Origin of the sequence: Mycobacterium sp. SMC-11, from assembly GCF_046250095.1 — a bacterium.
In the GTDB taxonomy this organism is placed as follows: Bacteria; Actinomycetota; Actinomycetes; order Mycobacteriales; family Mycobacteriaceae; genus Mycobacterium; species Mycobacterium heraklionense_A.
Genome location: NZ_CP176430.1, coordinates 3,045,029 through 3,063,426, shown reverse-complemented (window position 1 = coordinate 3,063,426; position 18,398 = coordinate 3,045,029). Strand labels below are relative to the sequence as shown.

The window sequence follows — 18,398 nt, the reverse complement described above, 5'->3', positions numbered from 1 at the left end:
CCTTCGCCGATCTCCGACTTTCAACGGGTCAGGCTACCGGGGGAGCGAGTCAGAATCCGACACACCGGGCGACTAACACAGTCACACGCGTAACACAGGGCACACTAGTAACAACAACTATGCCTGGAGGGTGCTGCCGTGTACCGAGTGTTCGAAGCCCTTGACGAACTGGGCTCCATTGTCGAAGAGGCCCGTGGCGTGCCGATGACGGCAGGCTGCGTGGTACCCCGCGGTGACGTCCTGGAACTGATCGACGACATCCGTGACGCCATCCCCGGCGAGCTGGACGACGCCCAAGACGTTCTTGACGCCCGCGACTCGGTTCTCAACGAGGCCAAGGAGCACGCGGAATCGATGGTCAGCTCGGCCACCGCCGAAGCCGACTCGCTGGTCGCCCATGCGCGCGCGGAGGCCGATCGGTTGCTGGCCGACGCCAAGGGGCAGGCTGACCGGATGGTGGCCGAGGCCCGCGGACACAGCGAGCGGATGCTCGGCGAAGCCCGCGAGGAAGCGGCCCGGCTCAGCGCAACCGCCAAGCGCGAGTTCGAGACCGCCACCAGCCGCGCCCAGGCGGAATGCGACCGGCTGGTCGAGAACGGCAACGCCGCCTACGAGAAGGCCGTGCAGGAGGGCATCAAGGAGCAGCAGCGGCTGGTTTCGCAGAACGAGGTGGTGACCTCGGCCCGTGCCGAATCCACCCGGCTGATCGATTCGGCTCACGCCGAGGCCGACCGGATGCGCGGCGAATGCGACATCTACGTCGACGCCAAGCTGGCCGAATTCGAGGACTTCCTCAACGGCACGCTGCGTTCGATCAACCGTGGTCGGCACCAACTGCGTACCGCTGCGGGCACTCACGACTACGCGACTCGCTGACCCGAGAACGCCGAGTAACGCGCTGCGTAGAATCGCGGCATGGCGAGACACCCCGGCGCAGGTATGAAGGCAGCGCGACGACAGCTGCCCGCGCCGTTCGTGGTCAATGTCGCCCGATTGGGGCGGCGTCCGGGTGCGTTGATGCCGCTGCATGAACAGCGGATCAGCCCGACCCGCATCGGGTTGGATCTGGTGGCGATTCCGGCGGATGGCGCGGTCGATCTGGATCTGCGGGTGGAATCGGTCTCCGAGGGCGTTCTGGTCAGTGGCGTGGTCTCGGCGCGCACCGCGGGCGAATGCGCGCGTTGCCTGCAACCGCTGACCGGCGACATCGAGGTGGAGTTGACTGAGCTGTTCGCCTACCCCGACAGCACCACCGATGCCACTACCGAAGACGACGAGATGGGCCGTGTCGTCGACGACGCGGTGGACCTCGAGCAGGCCATTGTCGACGCGGTCGGTCTGGCCCTGCCGTTGTCCCCGTTGTGTGACCCGGACTGCCCGGGACTGTGCCCCGACTGCGGGGTGGTGCTGTCCACCGCCGAGCCCGGCCATCACCACGACCAGATCGATCCGCGCTGGGCGAAATTGGCGGGAATGCTGGAACCGCAGGGCGACGCCATGCCGAGCGACGACGGTGAGCGGTGAGCCGTCCCCGGCAAGCCGTGCTGGATGCCCTCGGCGTGGACCTGCCCGACGACCTGCTCACGCTGGCCGTCACGCATCGCAGTTACGCTTACGAGCACGGCGGCCTGCCCACCAATGAGCGCTTGGAGTTTCTGGGCGATGCCGTGCTGGGACTGACCATTACCGACGAGCTGTTCCACCGGCACCCGGACAGGCCCGAGGGAGATCTGGCCAAACTGCGCTCCAGCGTGGTCAACACCTCTGCCTTGGCCGATGTGGCGCGGGGCCTGACCGAGGATGGCCTGGGGGCTCATCTGTTGCTTGGCCGCGGCGAGGAAAACACTGGCGGCGCCGACAAATCCAGCATCCTGGCCGACGGGATGGAGTCTCTGCTGGGAGCGGTCTATCTCCAGCACGGCATCGACACCGCCCGGGAGGTGATCCTGCGCCTGTTCGGTCCACTGCTCGACACCGCGGCAACGCTGGGTGCCGGATTGGACTGGAAGACCAGCCTGCAGGAACTGACGGCCGCCCGCGGTCTGGGTGTGCCGTCCTATCAGGTCACCTCCACCGGACCCGACCATGACCGCGAGTTCACCGCGACCGCCGTCATATCGGACGCCGCGTACGGCACCGGCGTCGGCCGGACCAAGAAAGAAGCCGAGCAGAAGGCCGCGGCCGCGGCGTGGCAGGCGTTGGACGCCCCAGACGCCCCGGGTGCGGTGAACGACGCACCGCAGGCCTGAGCATGCCCGAACTTCCCGAGGTCGAGGTGGTTCGGCGTGGTCTGAACGAGCACCTGGTCGGGCGCACGATCACCGCGGTGCGGGTGCACCATCCGCGGGCGGTGCGCCGCCACGACGCCGGCCCCGCCGATTTGACCGGCCGGCTGCTGGGCTCCCGAATCACTGGTACCGATCGGCGGGGTAAATACCTGTGGCTGCTGCTGAGTGGGGCCGCGGCCGACGAGGCCCTGGTGGTGCACTTGGGCATGAGCGGTCAGATGCTGCTGGGGGAGCTGCCCGACACCAGGCACCTGCGGATTGCCGCCGTGGTCGACGACGGGACGAAGGTCAGCTTCGTCGACCAGCGCACCTTCGGCGGGTGGCAGCTCACCGATCTGGTCCCCGTGGACGGCAGTGTGCTGCCGGTGCCGGTCGCCCATCTCGCCCGCGACCCACTGGACCCGCGCTTTGATGCCGAGTCGGTGGTCGAAGTGCTGCGGCGCAAGCACTCCGAGATCAAACGCCAACTCCTCGACCAGACGGTGGTGTCGGGTATCGGCAACATCTACGCCGACGAAGCGCTGTGGCGGGCCGGGATTCGCGGCACCCGAACGGCCGATCGGCTGTCGCGGCCGCGGCTGCGGGCCCTGCTGGCTGCCGCGGCCGAGGTGATGAACGACGCACTGGCCGCCGGGGGCACCTCGTTCGACTCGCTCTACGTCAACGTCAACGGTGAATCCGGTTACTTCAGTAGGTCACTGGACGCCTACGGCCGTGAAGACGAGCCGTGCCGGCGTTGCGGGACGCCGATCCGCCGGGCGAAGTTCATGAACCGGTCGTCGTACTACTGCCCGAATTGCCAACGCTGACGCGGGGAATCGGATCGGGGTCACTCGAAGATGTCGCGGTGCACCCTGCCCGGCGGCAGATTCGGGTCGACGAACCACTCCCGGCCGAACATCAGGCCGGCTACTTGTGGGGGAAGCCGCGTCAGCACCGCGAACAGACGTGCCGCGGCGGCACTGGCGCCGATCTGTGAACGATGCGCGGCGAAGGCATCTCGCTTCTGCTGGGCAAACCGAAACACGTTGATCCGGTGGGTGATGCTCGATGCCGGTGCGTAGGCGGTGCGTACCACCTCACGCCCGTAAGGGGCCGGCAGGTGCAGTAAACGCGCGCCATGCTCGACCCGGGTCAGCATCTCCCGGGGCATTGTCGCCTCGAGCACGCGGGGCGTCGCGGCGATCTGTGCGGCCCGCTTACCGACATGATGAACTCGCACGTGATCACGGTGGCCGTAGCCGCCGTTGGGCTGGTAGCTCAGGAGCAGATCCGCGTCCTCATCACGCAGGATGGTGGCCAGTCGCTGTGCCGCCTCCTCGAGGTCAGCGCGGGCGAACCTGACCCGCCCCGGCGGATCGGGATAGAACTCGGCCCCGAAGCCGCTGTCGGCGTAGCCCAGGCATTCGACCCGGTGGGCGCGGAGGGCCGTTGCGCTGGCGTGCAATTCGACCAGCCGATCGCCGTCACTGTCATTGACGCGTCCATCGGTTGCCACCACCACGACGACACGATGCCCCTCGGCGGCCGCCCGCGCCAGAGTTCCCCCGGTCAGAATCGCCTCGTCATCGGGGTGGGCGTGGAACGCGACCACCGTCGCCATAAAAGCCCAGTATGCCCGTGGTGATCGGCCGTGTCAGCGCCGCAGCTGCGCGGCGCGCCGTCGAACATCCTCGCCGGCCTTGGGCAGCGATCCGCAATCGAACGGCGGCTGTGGGTCGTACTCGATAAGCAACTGAATGGCGCAGGCCGTGTCGGTGTCCGCCAGCAGCTCAACTAGACGCAGCGCCATGTCGATGCCGCTGGAGACCCCCGCCGAAGTGATCATCCGCTGCGACAGGTGTTCGACCACCCGTTGTTCCACGTAGCGGGCGCCCAAGTGTTCTAGCAGCTCGACGGCGCTCCAATGGGTGGTCGCGGTCAGCCCGTCCAAGAGCCCCGCAGCGGCTAGCAGCAGCGAGCCGGTACACACCGAGGCGGTGAACCGCGTGTGGGTGTGGACGGTGCGCACCCAGTCGAGCAACTCCGCGTCGTCGAGCAATGTTCGTGTCCCGACGCCGCCGGGGACGACGAGGACATCCGGGGCGGTCAGTTCGTCGAATCGGACATCGCAGAGGAGTCCGAGCATCCCGTTGTCGGCGCGCACCTCACCGCGGCGGTGGCCGACGAAAATCACCTCGACGTCCGGGATACGCTGCAGCACCTCGTATGGCCCGATGGCGTCCAAGGCGGTGAACCGCGGGAAGAGCGGGATCGCTACTTGCACGGATGTCCCCTCAGCTTTCCGGCGAATGGTGTTGCGGGGCAAGCCCGACAATAGTCCTCCGGCGCCGAACGCGCAGATACCATCACCTCAACCGCGCATGGGATCGAGCAGAATCAGCAGCCGAACGAGTTCGGCCTGGCGATGGATGCCGGTCTTGTCGAAAATGTGCCGGAGGTGAGTCTTCACGGTGGTCAGTGACACCGACAGCTCCTGGGCGATCGGAGTCAACCCCTCGCCTCGCATCACCAAGAGCGCGACCTGTGCCTCGGCCTTCGTCAGCCCGTACAGGCGTCGCAGCAATATCGCCGGTGGTTCCGGCTGTCGTTCGGGGTCGACGATGATCACCATGGCCCGTCCATGGTGCTGCGCCGCAAAAGAATTCGCTTCGACCGGCAGAACGTGAATGATGTACGGACGTCGCCCCGAGGGGCGTGCGCACAGGAATGATCCGCCCCAGATGTCCTGATTGTCGGACTTGGACAGTCGGGCGATACTGTGCCCCAACTCGGTGTCGGCGTGCGACGACTCCGCTGTGATACAGCCTCTTTCGATTCGCAAGCCGTCGTCGGTGGCCAGAATTCGTTCGGCGGCACCATTGGCGTAGACGAACCGCCGTCCTTCGACGATGACGATTCCGTGGTTGACGGCCTCGCTGGCCGCCGCGAGATCACCATTGCGGCGATCCAGTTCCTCGAGGCGGTCCTGGATGCGCAACGCTTGCTGCAGGTGCGGAACGAGACGGTCCATCAATGCAAGATGTTCGGGACTGTCGAACCGCTCCGATTGCCTCACATTCGCGATGGCCAGGCTCGTCATCGCCGTTCCGGAAGTGAGCCGGACGAATAGTCCGTCGTGTAGCCCGTTCGGGCGAGCCCAGTCGGTCTGAAATTCACAATTCTGAAAGGGCCACATGAGTTCAGCGCCGGTCCGAACCACGCCCTCCGGTCCGTTCTCCACGGCGTAGAGGACGTGATCCAGCCGTTCGTAATGCGCTGCGTAGGCCTGAGCCGCTGACATCGGCATCTGCGCGTGCATGATCGTGCGCGAGACACTGTCGGAGAGCACCAACGATGCGGTATGCGCCGTGAAGGCGTCGGCGATGGCGGCCATGGCGGAATCCCATTCCTCGGGCACCAGAACCGCGGAGTAAATACGAGAGATCAGTTGTGAGAATTCATCGGTGGCGCTCATCGCCGGCCCTGAATCCACTTATAGGCCTGAACATTCGGCTCGCCCCCCGTGCAAAAAGATGCGAAGACACCTGTCTTCTCGTCGCAAAAGTTTACGCGGATCTCGTCCATTGGGATGAGGCATTTTTGTGGCGTCGGTGCTTGCCTTAAGGGGCCCTGCCGGTCGTTAACCCCCGAACCGCCTCAGCCGTGAGGAAGTGACGGTCATGTCGCAACTGTGTTCCGGCTCGGAAGCGTGAAAGCAGGCCGGGCACAAGAGGATACCTACCGAAAGGACCCGAGGAGATGTCTGAGCAGAACATCACGCTGGTGCGAAACGGCTACCAGGCGTTCGCCTCCGGCGACACCGAATCCCTGATGGCTCTCTTCGATGACGACATCGAATGGGTGCAGCCCGGTGACAGTGCGATCGGCGGAACCTACCGCGGCAAAGCGGAGCTGATGGAATTCCTGATGCAGTTGGGGCAGAAGTCACCGACGATCACGCCGAAGAGCTTCCTGGCCGACGGTGAGACCGTCGTCGTACTCAGCGAGGCGGCTATCGGAGGCGAACGCGGGCACAGCGCCGAGGTGTACACCGTGCGCAACGGCAAGACAGTGCGGGTGCAGGTGTACGGCGACACGGCCATGATGGAGCGTCAGTACGGCAGAAAGCCTGCCGCGGCGGTAGCCGACTGACCCAGCGGCCTAGCTGCGCACGCCAAGCGCATGTTCGGTGCCGTCACGGCTGGGGCTGCCAAGATGTCCCCATGACGGAATTATGGGTGGAACGCACGGGGACCCGGCGCTACACCGGACGCAGTTCGCGGGGCGCGCAGGTGCTGATCGGCAGCGAGGACTTTCCCGGGGTCTTCACCCCCGGGGAGCTGCTGAAGATCGCGCTGGCCGCGTGCAGCGGAATGTCCAGTGACGCCCCGCTGGCCCGCCGGCTCGGCGACGACTACCAGGCCACCATCGAGGTCTCCGGCCCCGCCGATCGGGAACAGGAGCGCTATCCGCTGCTGGAAGAGGTCCTGAAGCTGGACCTGTCGGGGCTGGATGACGCGGACAAACAGCGGCTTCTGACCGTCGTACACCGCGCCGTCGACCAGGTCTGCACGGTGGGCCGCACACTGAAGTCCGGCACTGAGGTGCGCTTCGAGATCGACTCCGGTGACCGGTCCTGACGTCCGCCTGTCCGCCTGGGTGCACGGGCACGTCCAGGGGGTGGGATTTCGGTGGTGGACGCGTTCGCGGGCACTGGAGCTGGGCCTGACGGGCTACGCCGCCAACCGCCCAGGTGGCCGCGTGCACGTCATCGCCCAGGGGCCCCGGGCGAACTGCCAGCGCCTGCTGGAGCTGCTGCAGGGTGGGTCCACGCCGGGCCGGGTCGACACCGTCGTCGCCGACTGGACGGACGTCGGAGACCCGATCGACGGATTCGCCGAACGCTAGCCCGGTAGTCTCACCTCCCGTGCATCTCAAGAGTTTGACGCTGAAGGGCTTCAAGTCCTTCGCCGCGCCGACGACTCTGCGCTTCGAGCCGGGCATCACCGCCGTGGTCGGACCGAATGGTTCGGGCAAATCCAACGTGGTCGATGCACTGGCCTGGGTGATGGGGGAGCACAGCGCCAAGACCCTGCGCGGCGGGAAGATGGAAGACGTCATCTTCGCCGGCACGTCCTCGCGCGCCCCTCTCGGTCGCGCCGAGGTCACCGTCACCATCGACAACTCCGACAATGCCCTGCCGATCGAGTACGCCGAGGTCTCGATCACCCGGCGGATGTTCCGCGACGGAGCCAGCGAGTATGAGATCAACGGCGCCAGCTGCCGGTTGATGGACGTCCAGGAGCTGCTCAGCGACTCCGGCATCGGTCGTGAGATGCACGTCATCGTCGGCCAGGGCCGGCTGGCGCAGATCCTGGAGTCACGGCCCGAGGACCGCCGGGCCTTCATCGAAGAGGCCGCCGGGGTGCTCAAGCACCGCAAGCGCAAAGAGAAGGCGGTCCGCAAACTGGACGCGATGGCGGCCAACCTGGCCCGCCTGACCGACCTGACCACCGAACTGCGCCGCCAGCTCAAACCACTGGGCCGTCAGGCCGAAGTCGCCCGGCGAGCGGCCACCATCCAAGCCGACCTGCGCGACGCCAAACTGCGGCTGACCGCCGACGACCTGGTTTCGCGGCAAGCCGAGTTCGCCGGAACCACCGACGCCGAGGCGACCCTGCGCCGTGAACACGACCAGATCACCGAGCGTCTGGCGCTGGCTGCCGACGAACTGACCGCCCACGAGTCCGCGGTCGCCAGCTTGACCCAGCGCGCCGAGGGCGCCCAGCAGACCTGGTTCTCGCTGTCCGCGCTGGCCGAGCGGGTCAGCGCCACGGTTCGCATCGCCAGCGAACGCGCACACCATCTCGACGACGAGCCGATCACCACCGCCGGCGTCGACCCGGACGCGCTGGAAGCCGAAGCTGAGCAGGTGGCCGCGGCCGAGCAACAACTGCTGGCGGAACTGGCCGAGGCCGGCATCCGGCTGGAGGCGGCCCGAGCCGAGCTGGCCGAACGGGAGCGCCGCAGCGCCGAGGCGGAGAAGGCGCATCTGGCCGCGGTCCGTGCCGAAGCCGACCGGCGCGAGGGCCTGGCCCGGTTGACTGGTCAGGTCGAGACGATTCGGGCGCGGGTCGAGTCGATCGACACGCACGTCGGGCAGCTGTCGACGCGGATCGAGGAAGCCGCCGGGCGGGCCCAGGCCGCGCAGGCGGAGTTCGAGACGGTTCAGGGCCGGGTCTCCGAGCTCGATCAGGGCGAAGTCGGTCTGGACGAGCACCACGAGCGGACTGTGGCTACCTTGCAGGCGGCAGATGAGCGCGTCGCCGAACTGCAGGCCGCCGAGCGCGCCGCCGAGCGCCAGGTCGCTTCGCTGCACGCTCGTATCGAGGCGTTGTCGATGGGGCTGGAACGCCGCGACGGCGCCGCCTGGCTCGCAGCGAACCACAGTGACTCCGGGCTGTTCGGGTCGATCGCAAAGCTGGTCAAGGTGCGCTCGGGGTATGAGGCGGCGCTGGCCGCGGTGCTCGGTTCCGCAGCCGACGCGCTGGCCGCGGAGAACGCCGGCGCGGCCCGCTCGGCGCTGCACGCGCTCAAGTCCGCCGACGGGGGCCGGGCCGCGATTGTGCTGGGCGACTGGCCGCTGCCCGTCTCCGAACAGCGCGCGGCGCTGCCGGACGGAGCGCTGTGGGCAGTGGAGCTGATCGAGGCCCCCGAGAAGTTGCGCGGCGCGATGACGGCCATGCTGTCGGCGGTGGTGGTGGTCGACGACCTGCCCAAGGCGCTGGACCTGGTGGTGGCGCGCCCCGGGGTGCGCGCGGTGACGTTAGATGGTGACCTGGTCGGTGCGGGCTGGGTCAGCGGTGGATCGGATCGCAAGCCGTCCACCCTGGAGATCAACAGCGAGATCGACAGGGCCCGCTCCGAACTGGCCGCCGCCGAGACACAGGCCGGCGAACTCGGCGCCGCCCTCGCCGGAGCGCTCGCCGAGCAGTCCGCGCGCCGGGACGCCACCGAGCAGGCACTGGCCGCGCTCAACGAGTCCGATGCCGCCATTGCCGCGACCCACGAGCAGCTGGGCCGCCTAGGGCAAGAGGCGCGCGCCGCAGAGACCGAGTGGCGCCGGCGGCTGCGTGAGCGTGAAGAGCTCGAGGCCGGCCGGGCGCAGACCGTCACCGAGTTGGGCGATCTGGAAGCCCGGCTGCGCAACGCCGAAGAGGATCAGCCGACCGCCGCCGTCGAACCGGTGGATCGCCAGCAGATCGCGGCCGCAGCGGAGGCGGCGCGCAGCGTCGAGGTGGAGGCCAGGCTGGCGGTGCGTACCGCCGAGGAGCGCGCCAATGCGGTACGCGGCAAGGCGGACTCGCTGCGCCGGGCGGCCGCGGCCGAACGGGAGGCGCGGGTACGCGCCGAGCAGGCCCGCGCCGCACGCGCACGCGCGGCGACGACGGCGGCCGCGGTGGCCGATGCCGGCAGCGCGCTGGCCGAGCGCCTGCAACATGTGGTGATCGCGGCGGCACGGATCCGTGACGGGCTGGCCGGTGAACGTCAGCAGCGCGCTGCCGCGTTGGTCGCCGTCCGGGACGAGGTGAACTCCCTGAGCACCCGGCTCACCGCGCTCACCGAATCACTGCACCGCGATGAAGTGGCCAAGGCGCAGGCCGCGTTGCGCATCGAACAACTCGAGCAGACCGTGCTCGAACAGTTCGGCATGAGCTCGGCAGACCTGATCGCCGAGTACGGCCCGGACGTCGCGCTGCCACCGACCGAACTGGAGATGGCCGAGTACGAGCAGGCCCGGGACCGCGGCGAACTGGTGATGGCTCCCGCACCGATGCCCTTCGACCGCGCCACCCAGGAGCGTCGGGCCAAACGCGCCGAACGCGAGCTGGCCGAACTGGGTCGGGTCAACCCGTTGGCACTCGAGGAGTTCGCGGCGCTCGAGGAGCGCTACAACTTCCTGTCGACGCAGCTCGAGGACGTCAAGGCGGCCCGTAAAGACCTCCTCGACGTGGTCTCTGAGGTCGACGCGCGCATCCTGCAGGTCTTCACCGACGCCTACGCGGACGTGGAGCGCGAGTTCACCGAGGTGTTCGCGGCGCTGTTCCCCGGCGGTGAAGGCCGCCTGCTGCTGACCGACCCGAGTGACATGCTGACCACCGGCGTCGACGTCGAAGCCCGCCCGCCCGGCAAGAAGGTCAAGCGGCTGTCGCTGCTGTCCGGCGGGGAGAAGTCACTGACGGCGATCGCCATGCTGGTCGCGATCTTCCGGGCCCGCCCGTCGCCGTTCTACATCATGGACGAGGTCGAGGCCGCGCTCGACGACACCAACCTGCGCCGGTTGCTGGCGCTGTTCGAGATGCTGCGGGCCCGCTCGCAGCTCATCGTCATCACCCACCAGAAGCCGACGATGGAAGTCGCTGACGCGCTGTACGGGGTGACGATGCAGGGCGACGGGATCACTGCGGTGATCTCCCAACGCATCCGGGGTGAAGAGCTCGTTTCCAGCCCGGCGTGAACCCGGCGGTTCAGCGAGGCTCGACGCAGGAGAGGCGAAGCTGGGACCGCCGCCTTGATCCGGCACTGGCCCGGCGTTGAATCCCGCCTAAGTCCCTGCTGCCACAATGACGGTCGTGTCGTCTCAAACTCTCGTGATCGCCGCGGCGGTCGTTGTCGCGCTAATCCTGGTCGGTGCCCTGGTCTGGGGCCTGGTGCGGCATCGGCGAGGCCGTATCAGCCTGTCTGCGCCGCAACGCGAGAGTCTGGACCGCTCCGGCGGCTACACCGCCTCTTCGGGTATCACCTTCAGTCGGACCGACACCGCGGAGCCGCATGAGCCCGGGACCCCCGTCGTCGGCGACGACGCAACCCTTCCGCGTGACGCGCCCCGGCGCACCATCACCGACATAGAGCTGCCCGAAGCGCCGCCCGAAGTCCCTTCCGAGCCCCAGGCACCGCCGGCGCCAGAGGCCGTCGAGCCGGGCATCGAGCCGGTCGAAGGCCGGATGGAGCGGCTGCGCGGTCGGTTGGCCAAGTCGCAGAACGCGTTGGGCCGCGGCATGCTCGGACTGCTGGGCGGCGGAGACCTCGACGACGACTCCTGGCAGGACGTCGAGGACACCCTGCTGGTGGCCGACCTGGGCCCGGTGGTCACCGAATCGGTGGTGAATCAGTTGCGCGGACGGCTGGCCGGCGGTCAGGTGCGCACCGAGGCTGAGGCTCGCGCGGTGCTGCGCGACGTGCTCATCGGCGAGCTGCAGCCCGGTCTAGAGCGTTCCATTCGGGCCCTGCCGCACGACGATCACCCGTCGGTGCTGCTGGTGGTCGGCGTCAACGGCACCGGCAAGACCACCACTGTCGGCAAACTGGCCCGGGTGCTGGTGGCTGACGGCCGCCGCGTGGTGCTGGGCGCGGCCGACACGTTCCGGGCCGCCGCCGCCGACCAGCTGCAGACCTGGGCGGCGCGGGTGGGCGCCGAAGTGGTGCGCGGCGCCGAGGGCGCCGATCCCGCCTCGGTGGCGTTCGACGCCGTCGACAAGGGCGTAGCCGACGGTGTCGACGTCGTGGTCATCGACACCGCGGGACGGCTGCACACCAAGACCGGTCTGATGGATGAGCTCGGCAAGGTCAAGCGGGTGGTGGAGCGCCGTGCCGCCGTTGATGAGGTGCTGCTGGTCCTCGACGCCACCATCGGGCAGAACGGCCTGGCCCAAGCCCGGGTGTTCGCCGACGTCGTCGACATCACCGGGGTGGTGCTGACCAAGCTGGATGGAACCGCCAAAGGCGGGATCGTGTTCCGGGTGCAGCAGGAGCTGGGGGTGCCGGTCAAGCTGGTGGGGTTGGGGGAGGGACCCGACGATCTGGCCCCGTTCGAGCCGGGCGCCTTCGTCGACGCGCTGCTCGGCTGAGCGCTCCGGCTCGACTGTGACCGTCTTGTGACCTCGGGTCGGCCATAAGGTAATTTTTGCCTGTGATCCCCTCAGCGTTTGGCGCGGTCGCGCGCTGTCTAACCCCCCTCCTTGCCGTAGCGGCCCTGGCCGGCGCGGCCCCCGCCCAGGCCGACGGCGACAACCCGCTGGGCGGCATGCCCTTCTACGTCGATCCCATTTCCAAGGCGATGCACGCCTCCAACGCGCAGCCGGACAGCGCTGAGCTGGCTCGGGTGGCCAACACCCCGCAGGCGTACTGGCTGGACCAGGCGTTCGGAGTGGGATCGGTCGGCTCGACGGTGGCCCGGCACACCGGCGCGGCCGCAGCGGCCGGTGCTATGCCGGTGCTGGTGCTCTACGCGATCCCGCACCGTGACTGCGGCAGCTACGCCGCGGGCGGATTCTCCTCGGGCGCGTCCTATCGCGCCTGGATCGACAGCGTCGCCGACGGGATCGGCGGCAACCCGGCCGCAATCGTCCTCGAGCCCGACGCGCTCGCGATGGCCGACTGCCTCTCCGGCGACCAACGTCAGGAGCGCTTCGACCTGATCAGCTACGCCGTCGATACGTTGGGCCGCAACCCGGCCACGGCGGTCTACGTCGACGCCGGGCACTCGCGTTGGGTCAGCGCCGGGGAGATGGCCAACCGGCTCAACCAGGCCGGCGTCGGGCGTGCGCGAGGCTTCGCCCTGAACAGCACGAACTACTTCACGACCGAAGAGGAAATCGGCTACGGCGAAGAGATCTCGGGCATGACCGGCGGCGCGCACTACGTAATCGACACGTCGCGCAACGGCGCCGGTCCCGCGGAGGGCGACCCCTACGGCTGGTGCAACCCCAGCGGGCGGGCCCTGGGCACGCCGCCGACCGCCAACACCGCCGGCCAGCACGCCGACGCTTATCTGTGGGTCAAGCGGGTCGGGGAGTCCGATGGCAGCTGCGGCTCGGGCGAACCCGCTGCGGGGCACTTCGTCAGCGAGTACGCCATCAACCTGGCACGCAACGCGGGCTGATCGGGTAGGCCTAGCGTTTGGTCGCGATGTAGTAGTAGTTCGACGGATCCTCGTCGATCTCGGCGCACTCCACGTCGGTGAAACCGGCGTCGGCCAGCATCGATATCGCGAGTTGGCGGCCCCACATGGTGCCCAGGCCGGCACCGTTGAGGGCCAACGACACGGGCATGCAGTGCATCAGGGAGACCGTGTAGCGGTAGGTGTTCATGGGAACGCCGATGTTGTCTTCCAGGCTGCTTGACGACTTCGAATCCGCCATCAAGAAGACGCCCCCCGGCCGCAGGGACCGATAGATGTTCTCCAAAACGCGCGCCGGCTGTGCCTGATCGTGAATGGCGTCGAATGCGGTGACAAGGTCGTAGGCCGACGCTCGGTCGAACGTCGTCAGATCGTGGCTCTCGAAGGTGGCGTTCGCCAGTCCCCGCTGCGCCGCCTCGCGAGTCGCTCGTTCGATGCCCTCGGACGAGAAGTCAATGCCGGTGAACCGGCTGTTGTGGAACGCCTGGGCCATCACGTTGACGGCGTGGCCACTGCCGCAGCCGAAGTCGGCCACCTCCGCACCGTCGTGGAGTCGTTGCGGCAAGCCCTCGACGAGGGGCAAGACGACATCGACTAGCGCCGAGTCGAAGACTTCGCCGCTTCGCTCCGCCATCACCGCGTGGAAGCGGGGATAGTCGCTGTAGGGAAGCCCGCCGCCACGCTGGAAGCAGCCCAGCACCTTCTGCTCGACCTCGCCCATCAGCGCGATGTACTGCGCGACGCGCGCCAGGTTGGCGGCCCCGGCGGCACGGGTCAGCACCGCGGCATGGTGCTGCGGCAGTCGATATGTCTTGTTGGCGGGGTCGTAGTCCACCACGCCGGCCACGGTCGTGCCCCCCAACCACTCGCGAACGTAGCGCTCGTTGAGGCCGGTGCGGTCGGCGATCTCGGTGCTGGTTGCCGGTTCCGGCAGGGTGGCCAGGGCATCGAACAGGCCGCTTTGATGTCCGAGGCTCAGTAGCAGCGCGAGGCTGGCGGCGTCCAGCGCCTCGGTGACGCGCTCAGCGAATGCCGATACTTGCGCAATCGATTTCGTCGCCTGATGCTCGTTCGCTGGTGTTGTCACGACACTCCTTGAATTCTCTGCGTCAGATGTCGGCAACTAGGATACTAGCGGTATCCTAGAGGTTTCCCGCCGATCAGGAGGTGCCCATGGGCGATGTGACGGTCAACGCCGCGCAACGTGCTCACGCCCTGATTCGTGCGGGCATCCTCAGCGGTGAGTTCCCCGCCGGGGCGATGCTCAGCGAGTCAACGCTGGCGGCATCGATGTCGATGAGCCGTACCCCGGTGCGCGCGGCGCTGGGGCGTCTGCAAGATGAAGGGCTGGTGCGGATCTACCCCAAGCGCGGTGCGCTGGTGCGTGAATTGACCGTCGATGAGATCCGCGAGTCCGACCAGGTGCGGCATGCCTTCGAATGCGCCGGGGTGCAACTGGGCAACCCTGAGGCTCGCCAGCTTCTGAGTGCGCGTCTGCAGGAAAACCTCGACGGGCAGGCGCAGGCGCTACACCGGCGCGACTATCCCGGCTTTGCCGCGCTGGCTATGCAGTTTCATCGCGCATTTGTGGAACTCGCCGACAACGCCACGATGCTGGCGTTCTACGACCGACTGCAAGATCGACAGCACCTCGCGATCGCGCGCAACTCGACGGTCCGCGGGCAGCCAGACCTGGTGCTGGCCGAACATCGGAGTCTGCTCAAGGATGCCGAGGCCGGCGATTGGATGGCCTTCTCGACCCGGCTTCGCGAACACCAGTCCCACGGCAACGACTTCGAATAGTCGCCCGACGCGGGGTTACAGTGGCGGCATCGGCCGGAAGGGAGTATTCCCATGATTGAGCTACTGCCGGACATGCCGCAGGGAGTGACCGGAATTCGTGTGTCGGGGCGCCTTCGCGGTGACGAACTCCGGGAGATCAAGCCGTCGCTGCATGAGCTTCTGCAGGGCGGCGATGTTCGCATCGTCGAGGTCATCGACTCCGACTATGAGGGCTTTGGGCCGGGTGGGCTGGCCGAGGACATCAAGCTCGGCCTGGGCGCCGTACTGCCGCATCACTCGGCGTTCAAACGCATCGCGGTGGTGTCGGACAAGGAATGGGTTGCCCATGTGCTGCATGCGCTCGAATGGATGATTCCCGGCGAGCTTGCGGTGTTCGGACTCGATGACGTCGAGCGTGCCAAGGAGTGGGCCGCCGGCTGACCGGCCCGAGGGTCAGTCAGGTCCCGCCGCGCGGGTCGACGAGTTGGGGCAACCGGTATTCGCTTGGAAATTGGTTCGCGCGCAGGCGTCGGGCTCTAGGCTGCGCTCCATGATCAAAGACCGTGCCGCACTGGTCGCGGGCTGTATCCGGTTGGCGTCGGGTATCTCGTTTCTGGTCGATCCGCTTCGGGCGAATCGGTTGTGGGGGGAGTCGGACGATCCTGGGCCTTCCGCGCGCCTGCTGCTGCGTTCGATGGGGTACCGCGACGCCCTGATCGGCGGGCTGCTCGTGAACGGGGCGTTGCGCGGTCGCGACACGCGCGGCTGGTTCCTAGCGTCAGGTGGTGCCGACGCGGCCGACCTGCTGGGCGGGCTCAGCGTGCACGCCGATCTCAAGCGTGGACAGCAGATCGTCGGTCTCGGTGGAGCGGTCGTCGGCATCGGGGTGGGGCTCTGGGGAGCCACGCGACGGCGCGCTACGGCAGGCACCTAGACGTTGAGATTGCGCCCAGGGTGGTGCATCTCGCGGTATCCGCGACCCTGGGCGCAATCTCAACCTTGGATACGACTACTACTTCGGTGGCATCCGGATGCCACCGTCCACGCGGACGACTTCGGCATTCATGTAGGAGTTGGTAAGCAGCTCCACCACCATCGAAGCCAGCTCTTCGGGCTTGCCGAGCCGGTGCGGGAACAGCACGGACTCACCGAGCTTGGCCTTGAAGGCCTCCGAGGCCTCACCCTCGCCGTAGATCGGGGTGTCGATGAGGCCGGGGGCCACGGTGTTGACGCGGATGCCCGCCGCCGACAGGTCGCGGGCGACCGGCAGGGTCAGGCCCACCACGCCGCCCTTGGACGACGAGTAGGCGGCCTGGCCGATCTGGCCGTCGAAGGCGGCAACGCTGGTCATGTTCACGATTGCGCCGCGCTCGCCGGTGTCGGTGAACTCATTGCGGCTCATCGCGGTGGCCGCGATCCGGATGCAGTCGAAGGTGCCGATCAGGTTGATCGCCAGCACCTTGCGGTAGGCATCCAGGTTGTGCGCCGAGTCGAACTCGCCGTCCTTTCCGATGGTGCGCTGGGCCCAGCCGATACCGGCCGAGTTCACCAGTGCCCGCAGCGGGCCCAGGTCGGTCGCGGTGTTGACCGCGTCGATGATCTGCTCGGTGCTGGTCACGTCGACGGACACGAACACGCCGCCGATCTCGTGTGCCAGCGCTTCACCCTTGTCCGCCTGCAGGTCGGCGACGACCACCCGTGCGCCCCGGTCGGCCAACTGGCGGGCAGTAGCCGCGCCGATTCCTGATGCGCCACCGGTGACGATCGCGCTTGCTCCATTAATATCCACGAAGGGCACTTTACTTGGACGGTGTTCCGCTCCGCGATTCGGGGAAGCTGAAAGGCCGATTTTTTATCACGCCCCAATAACGACAGTTATGTCAATCTGGCTGGTTTTCCGCACAACTACTGACTAAAACTGTTGCGGGTGATCTAATTTCGGGTGGGGTTCCGCGTTCTGCGGTGCGTTGAAGGGCGTTTCAAGGGGTTTCCATGGCTGGTGTCGTCGCGATGACCGGTCCGCAGGGGGGGCGTTCGCTCCGCCGTGGTCGCGTAGTTCTCGCTGTCGTAAGCGTTCTCGTCGTCTTCGCGGGTATGGCGGGGCTTACCGCGGCGCCGTTGTCTGCCCGGTCATCGGCCACCGTGTCAGAAGACGTCGCGCTGGCCGCGGGTGACATCGCGTTCGTCATGGGGGGCAGCGGTATTCCGTTGCCTTCGCAGGGTTACGTCAACGCCGCCGACCTGCTGTACCTGCAGTCGCACGGCTTCACAGGGACTGCCCAGTCTCTGTTCACCCCCCAGCTGTACTTTCCGGGCAACATCTCGATGGTCCAGGGCGCCCAGATCCTGGCTGAGGCAATCAACAAGGAGATCGCCACCGGGGAGGTGAACGCCGACAACCCGGTGTATGTGTTCGGCTACTCGCAGAGTTCGGCAATGTCGTCGATGACGATGGAACAACTCGAGCACCAGGGTGTCGCGCCCGAGGATGTTCATTTCGTGCTCGTCGGGAATTCCGCGAACCCGAACGGCGGGCTGCTCCAGCTGCTGAACTTCTGGGGCGGGGACCTTACTTTCTGGAACGGGATGACCCTCGGGCATCCGACGCCGGACTACTTCACCACCGACGTCTATACGATGGAATATGACGGGTACGCCGACTTTCCCCGTTATCCGCTGAACCTGATATCTTCGCTTAATGCCGTCGTCGGCATGTTCTTGCTTCATGACGGATATTTCGGTGTCAGTGCTGACGACATCGCCAACGCAATTCAGTTGGAAACCACCGGGGACGGTCTCACCAATTATTATGTGATCCCCTCTGACTCGCTGCCGCTTCTGGATCTGCTACGGGTAAATCCCGTCTGGGGTAACCCGCTGGCCGACCTTTTGGAACCGAGCATGCGCATCCTGGTGAACCTTGGCTACGGCAGCTTGACCGAGGGCTGGAACCAGGGGCCTGCCAACGAGCTCACGACCTTCAGTTTCGACCTGTTGCCGAGCAACATCAGCTGGGCCGAGGTCAACACCGCTCTGAGTGCCGCCTGGTCGGAAGGTGTCCAGGCAGCATTTCGTGACCTGCAGGACCCAGCGAACTACGTGTGGGGTTCGTTTATGGAGCAGGAACCCTTCTCGACGCTGTGGAACGCAGCTCAGCGCGTCTTTTTCGATATCCAGAACCCCACCCCGCTATTCGGTGGCCTGTTCGGTGGTTCGGCGATGGCGACCGACACAGCGGACTCGCCGGATTTCCTGAACTCAATCGGGTCCCTAGTTGACGGGAATCCCGATCTGTCCTGGATCGGTGAATTCCTCGGCCTCGACACGATTTCCGCCGCCTAAGTCAGCTTTGGCCCGTCAACACGGGTTAGTCGTAGAAAGGTCAA

At 67.0% G+C, this 18,398-nt stretch carries 19 protein-coding genes; 14 read left to right on the top strand and 5 right to left on the bottom strand.

Annotated elements, in window-relative coordinates; translation table 11 throughout:
- Positions 1–138 precede the first annotated feature (138 nt).
- The 4 genes from sepIVA to mutM are packed head-to-tail and all read left to right on the top strand — an operon-like array spanning position 139 to position 3,097.
- Positions 139–876 (top strand): cell division protein SepIVA, encoded by a 738-nt coding sequence (sepIVA, locus tag ACKY0X_RS14480; RefSeq protein ID WP_046284800.1) that lies wholly within the window; start codon positions 139–141, stop codon positions 874–876.
- 39 nt (positions 877–915) lie between these two features.
- Positions 916–1,524, top strand: a complete 609-nt coding sequence (locus ACKY0X_RS14475; RefSeq protein ID WP_409426596.1) for a YceD family protein — start codon at positions 916–918, stop codon at positions 1,522–1,524.
- On the top strand, positions 1,521–2,249 hold the full coding sequence (gene rnc / locus ACKY0X_RS14470; RefSeq protein WP_409426595.1) for a ribonuclease III: 729 nt from the start codon (positions 1,521–1,523) through the stop codon (positions 2,247–2,249). Before ACKY0X_RS14475 ends, rnc begins: the two co-directional genes overlap by 4 nt.
- Positions 2,250–2,251: 2 nt before the next feature.
- A complete protein-coding gene (mutM, locus tag ACKY0X_RS14465; RefSeq protein WP_409426594.1) occupies positions 2,252–3,097 on the top strand; it encodes a bifunctional DNA-formamidopyrimidine glycosylase/DNA-(apurinic or apyrimidinic site) lyase in 846 nt (281 codons plus the stop codon).
- A 20-nt stretch (positions 3,098–3,117) separates the two neighbouring features.
- On the opposite strand, the gene ACKY0X_RS14460 is transcribed toward mutM, so the two are convergent.
- From ACKY0X_RS14460 to ACKY0X_RS14450, 3 genes are all read right to left on the bottom strand, one after another.
- Complete coding sequence (locus ACKY0X_RS14460; protein ID WP_409426593.1) at positions 3,118–3,891, bottom strand: PIG-L deacetylase family protein; 774 nt, start codon at positions 3,889–3,891, stop codon at positions 3,118–3,120.
- A gap of 33 nt (positions 3,892–3,924) precedes the next feature.
- On the bottom strand, positions 3,925–4,554 hold the full coding sequence (locus ACKY0X_RS14455) for a DJ-1/PfpI family protein (protein WP_409426592.1): 630 nt from the start codon (positions 4,552–4,554) through the stop codon (positions 3,925–3,927).
- Between the two features lie 87 nt (positions 4,555–4,641).
- A complete protein-coding gene (locus ACKY0X_RS14450; RefSeq protein WP_409426591.1) occupies positions 4,642–5,745 on the bottom strand; it encodes a helix-turn-helix transcriptional regulator in 1,104 nt (367 codons plus the stop codon).
- 284 nt (positions 5,746–6,029) lie between these two features.
- Between ACKY0X_RS14450 and ACKY0X_RS14445 the strand changes: the two genes are divergently transcribed.
- The 6 genes from ACKY0X_RS14445 (at position 6,030) to ACKY0X_RS14420 (ending at position 13,212) form a co-directional block, all read left to right on the top strand.
- The gene (locus tag ACKY0X_RS14445; protein ID WP_409426590.1) at positions 6,030–6,422 is read left to right on the top strand and encodes a nuclear transport factor 2 family protein; all 393 of its coding nucleotides are present in this window, start codon (positions 6,030–6,032) and stop codon (positions 6,420–6,422) included.
- Positions 6,423–6,493: 71 nt separating this feature from the next.
- A complete protein-coding gene (locus ACKY0X_RS14440; RefSeq protein ID WP_409426589.1) occupies positions 6,494–6,910 on the top strand; it encodes an OsmC family protein in 417 nt (138 codons plus the stop codon).
- Positions 6,897–7,178 (top strand): acylphosphatase, encoded by a 282-nt coding sequence (locus tag ACKY0X_RS14435; protein ID WP_409426588.1) that lies wholly within the window; start codon positions 6,897–6,899, stop codon positions 7,176–7,178. The genes ACKY0X_RS14440 and ACKY0X_RS14435 overlap by 14 nt, the downstream gene beginning before the upstream one ends.
- A 19-nt stretch (positions 7,179–7,197) precedes the next feature.
- Positions 7,198–10,788, top strand: a complete 3,591-nt coding sequence (gene smc, locus ACKY0X_RS14430; RefSeq protein WP_409426587.1) for a chromosome segregation protein SMC — start codon at positions 7,198–7,200, stop codon at positions 10,786–10,788.
- 115 nt (positions 10,789–10,903) lie between these two features.
- Positions 10,904–12,178, top strand: a complete 1,275-nt coding sequence (gene ftsY, locus ACKY0X_RS14425) for a signal recognition particle-docking protein FtsY (RefSeq protein WP_409426586.1) — start codon at positions 10,904–10,906, stop codon at positions 12,176–12,178.
- A gap of 62 nt (positions 12,179–12,240) precedes the next feature.
- The gene (locus tag ACKY0X_RS14420) at positions 12,241–13,212 is read left to right on the top strand and encodes a glycoside hydrolase family 6 protein (protein WP_409426585.1); all 972 of its coding nucleotides are present in this window, start codon (positions 12,241–12,243) and stop codon (positions 13,210–13,212) included.
- Between the two features lie 10 nt (positions 13,213–13,222).
- Here ACKY0X_RS14420 and ACKY0X_RS14415 read toward each other — a convergent pair whose 3' ends face one another.
- On the bottom strand, positions 13,223–14,317 hold the full coding sequence (locus ACKY0X_RS14415) for a methyltransferase domain-containing protein (RefSeq protein WP_409426584.1): 1,095 nt from the start codon (positions 14,315–14,317) through the stop codon (positions 13,223–13,225).
- A gap of 86 nt (positions 14,318–14,403) precedes the next feature.
- Between ACKY0X_RS14415 and ACKY0X_RS14410 the strand changes: the two genes are divergently transcribed.
- The 3 genes from ACKY0X_RS14410 (at position 14,404) to ACKY0X_RS14400 (ending at position 15,946) form a co-directional block, all read left to right on the top strand.
- A complete protein-coding gene (locus tag ACKY0X_RS14410) occupies positions 14,404–15,033 on the top strand; it encodes a GntR family transcriptional regulator (protein WP_409426583.1) in 630 nt (209 codons plus the stop codon).
- Positions 15,034–15,084: 51 nt separating this feature from the next.
- Positions 15,085–15,453 carry an STAS/SEC14 domain-containing protein gene (locus ACKY0X_RS14405; RefSeq protein ID WP_409426582.1) on the top strand — a complete coding sequence of 123 codons (369 nt, stop codon included), beginning with the start codon at positions 15,085–15,087 and terminating at the stop codon, positions 15,451–15,453.
- Positions 15,454–15,562: 109 nt separating this feature from the next.
- Complete coding sequence (locus ACKY0X_RS14400) at positions 15,563–15,946, top strand: DUF4267 domain-containing protein (RefSeq protein ID WP_409426581.1); 384 nt, start codon at positions 15,563–15,565, stop codon at positions 15,944–15,946.
- 78 nt (positions 15,947–16,024) lie between these two features.
- On the opposite strand, the gene ACKY0X_RS14395 is transcribed toward ACKY0X_RS14400, so the two are convergent.
- The gene (locus ACKY0X_RS14395; protein WP_409426580.1) at positions 16,025–16,801 is read right to left on the bottom strand and encodes an SDR family NAD(P)-dependent oxidoreductase; all 777 of its coding nucleotides are present in this window, start codon (positions 16,799–16,801) and stop codon (positions 16,025–16,027) included.
- Between the two features lie 203 nt (positions 16,802–17,004).
- Between ACKY0X_RS14395 and ACKY0X_RS14390 the strand changes: the two genes are divergently transcribed.
- Positions 17,005–18,354 carry a PE-PPE domain-containing protein gene (locus tag ACKY0X_RS14390; protein ID WP_409426579.1) on the top strand — a complete coding sequence of 450 codons (1,350 nt, stop codon included), beginning with the start codon at positions 17,005–17,007 and terminating at the stop codon, positions 18,352–18,354.
- Positions 18,355–18,398: the final 44 nt, after the last annotated feature.

Coding starts and splice junctions, on each gene's coding strand:
- ACKY0X_RS14475 (WP_409426596.1), top strand. CDS start 916: ATGGCGAGACACCCCGGCGCAGGTATGAAGGCAGCGCGACGACAGCTG.
- mutM (WP_409426594.1), top strand. CDS start 2,252: ATGCCCGAACTTCCCGAGGTCGAGGTGGTTCGGCGTGGTCTGAACGAG.
- ACKY0X_RS14460 (WP_409426593.1), bottom strand. CDS start 3,891: ATGGCGACGGTGGTCGCGTTCCACGCCCACCCCGATGACGAGGCGATT.
- ACKY0X_RS14450 (WP_409426591.1), bottom strand. CDS start 5,745: ATGAGCGCCACCGATGAATTCTCACAACTGATCTCTCGTATTTACTCC.
- ACKY0X_RS14445 (WP_409426590.1), top strand. CDS start 6,030: ATGTCTGAGCAGAACATCACGCTGGTGCGAAACGGCTACCAGGCGTTC.
- ACKY0X_RS14440 (WP_409426589.1), top strand. CDS start 6,494: ATGACGGAATTATGGGTGGAACGCACGGGGACCCGGCGCTACACCGGA.
- ACKY0X_RS14410 (WP_409426583.1), top strand. CDS start 14,404: ATGGGCGATGTGACGGTCAACGCCGCGCAACGTGCTCACGCCCTGATT.
- ACKY0X_RS14405 (WP_409426582.1), top strand. CDS start 15,085: ATGATTGAGCTACTGCCGGACATGCCGCAGGGAGTGACCGGAATTCGT.
- ACKY0X_RS14400 (WP_409426581.1), top strand. CDS start 15,563: ATGATCAAAGACCGTGCCGCACTGGTCGCGGGCTGTATCCGGTTGGCG.
- ACKY0X_RS14390 (WP_409426579.1), top strand. CDS start 17,005: ATGGCTGGTGTCGTCGCGATGACCGGTCCGCAGGGGGGGCGTTCGCTC.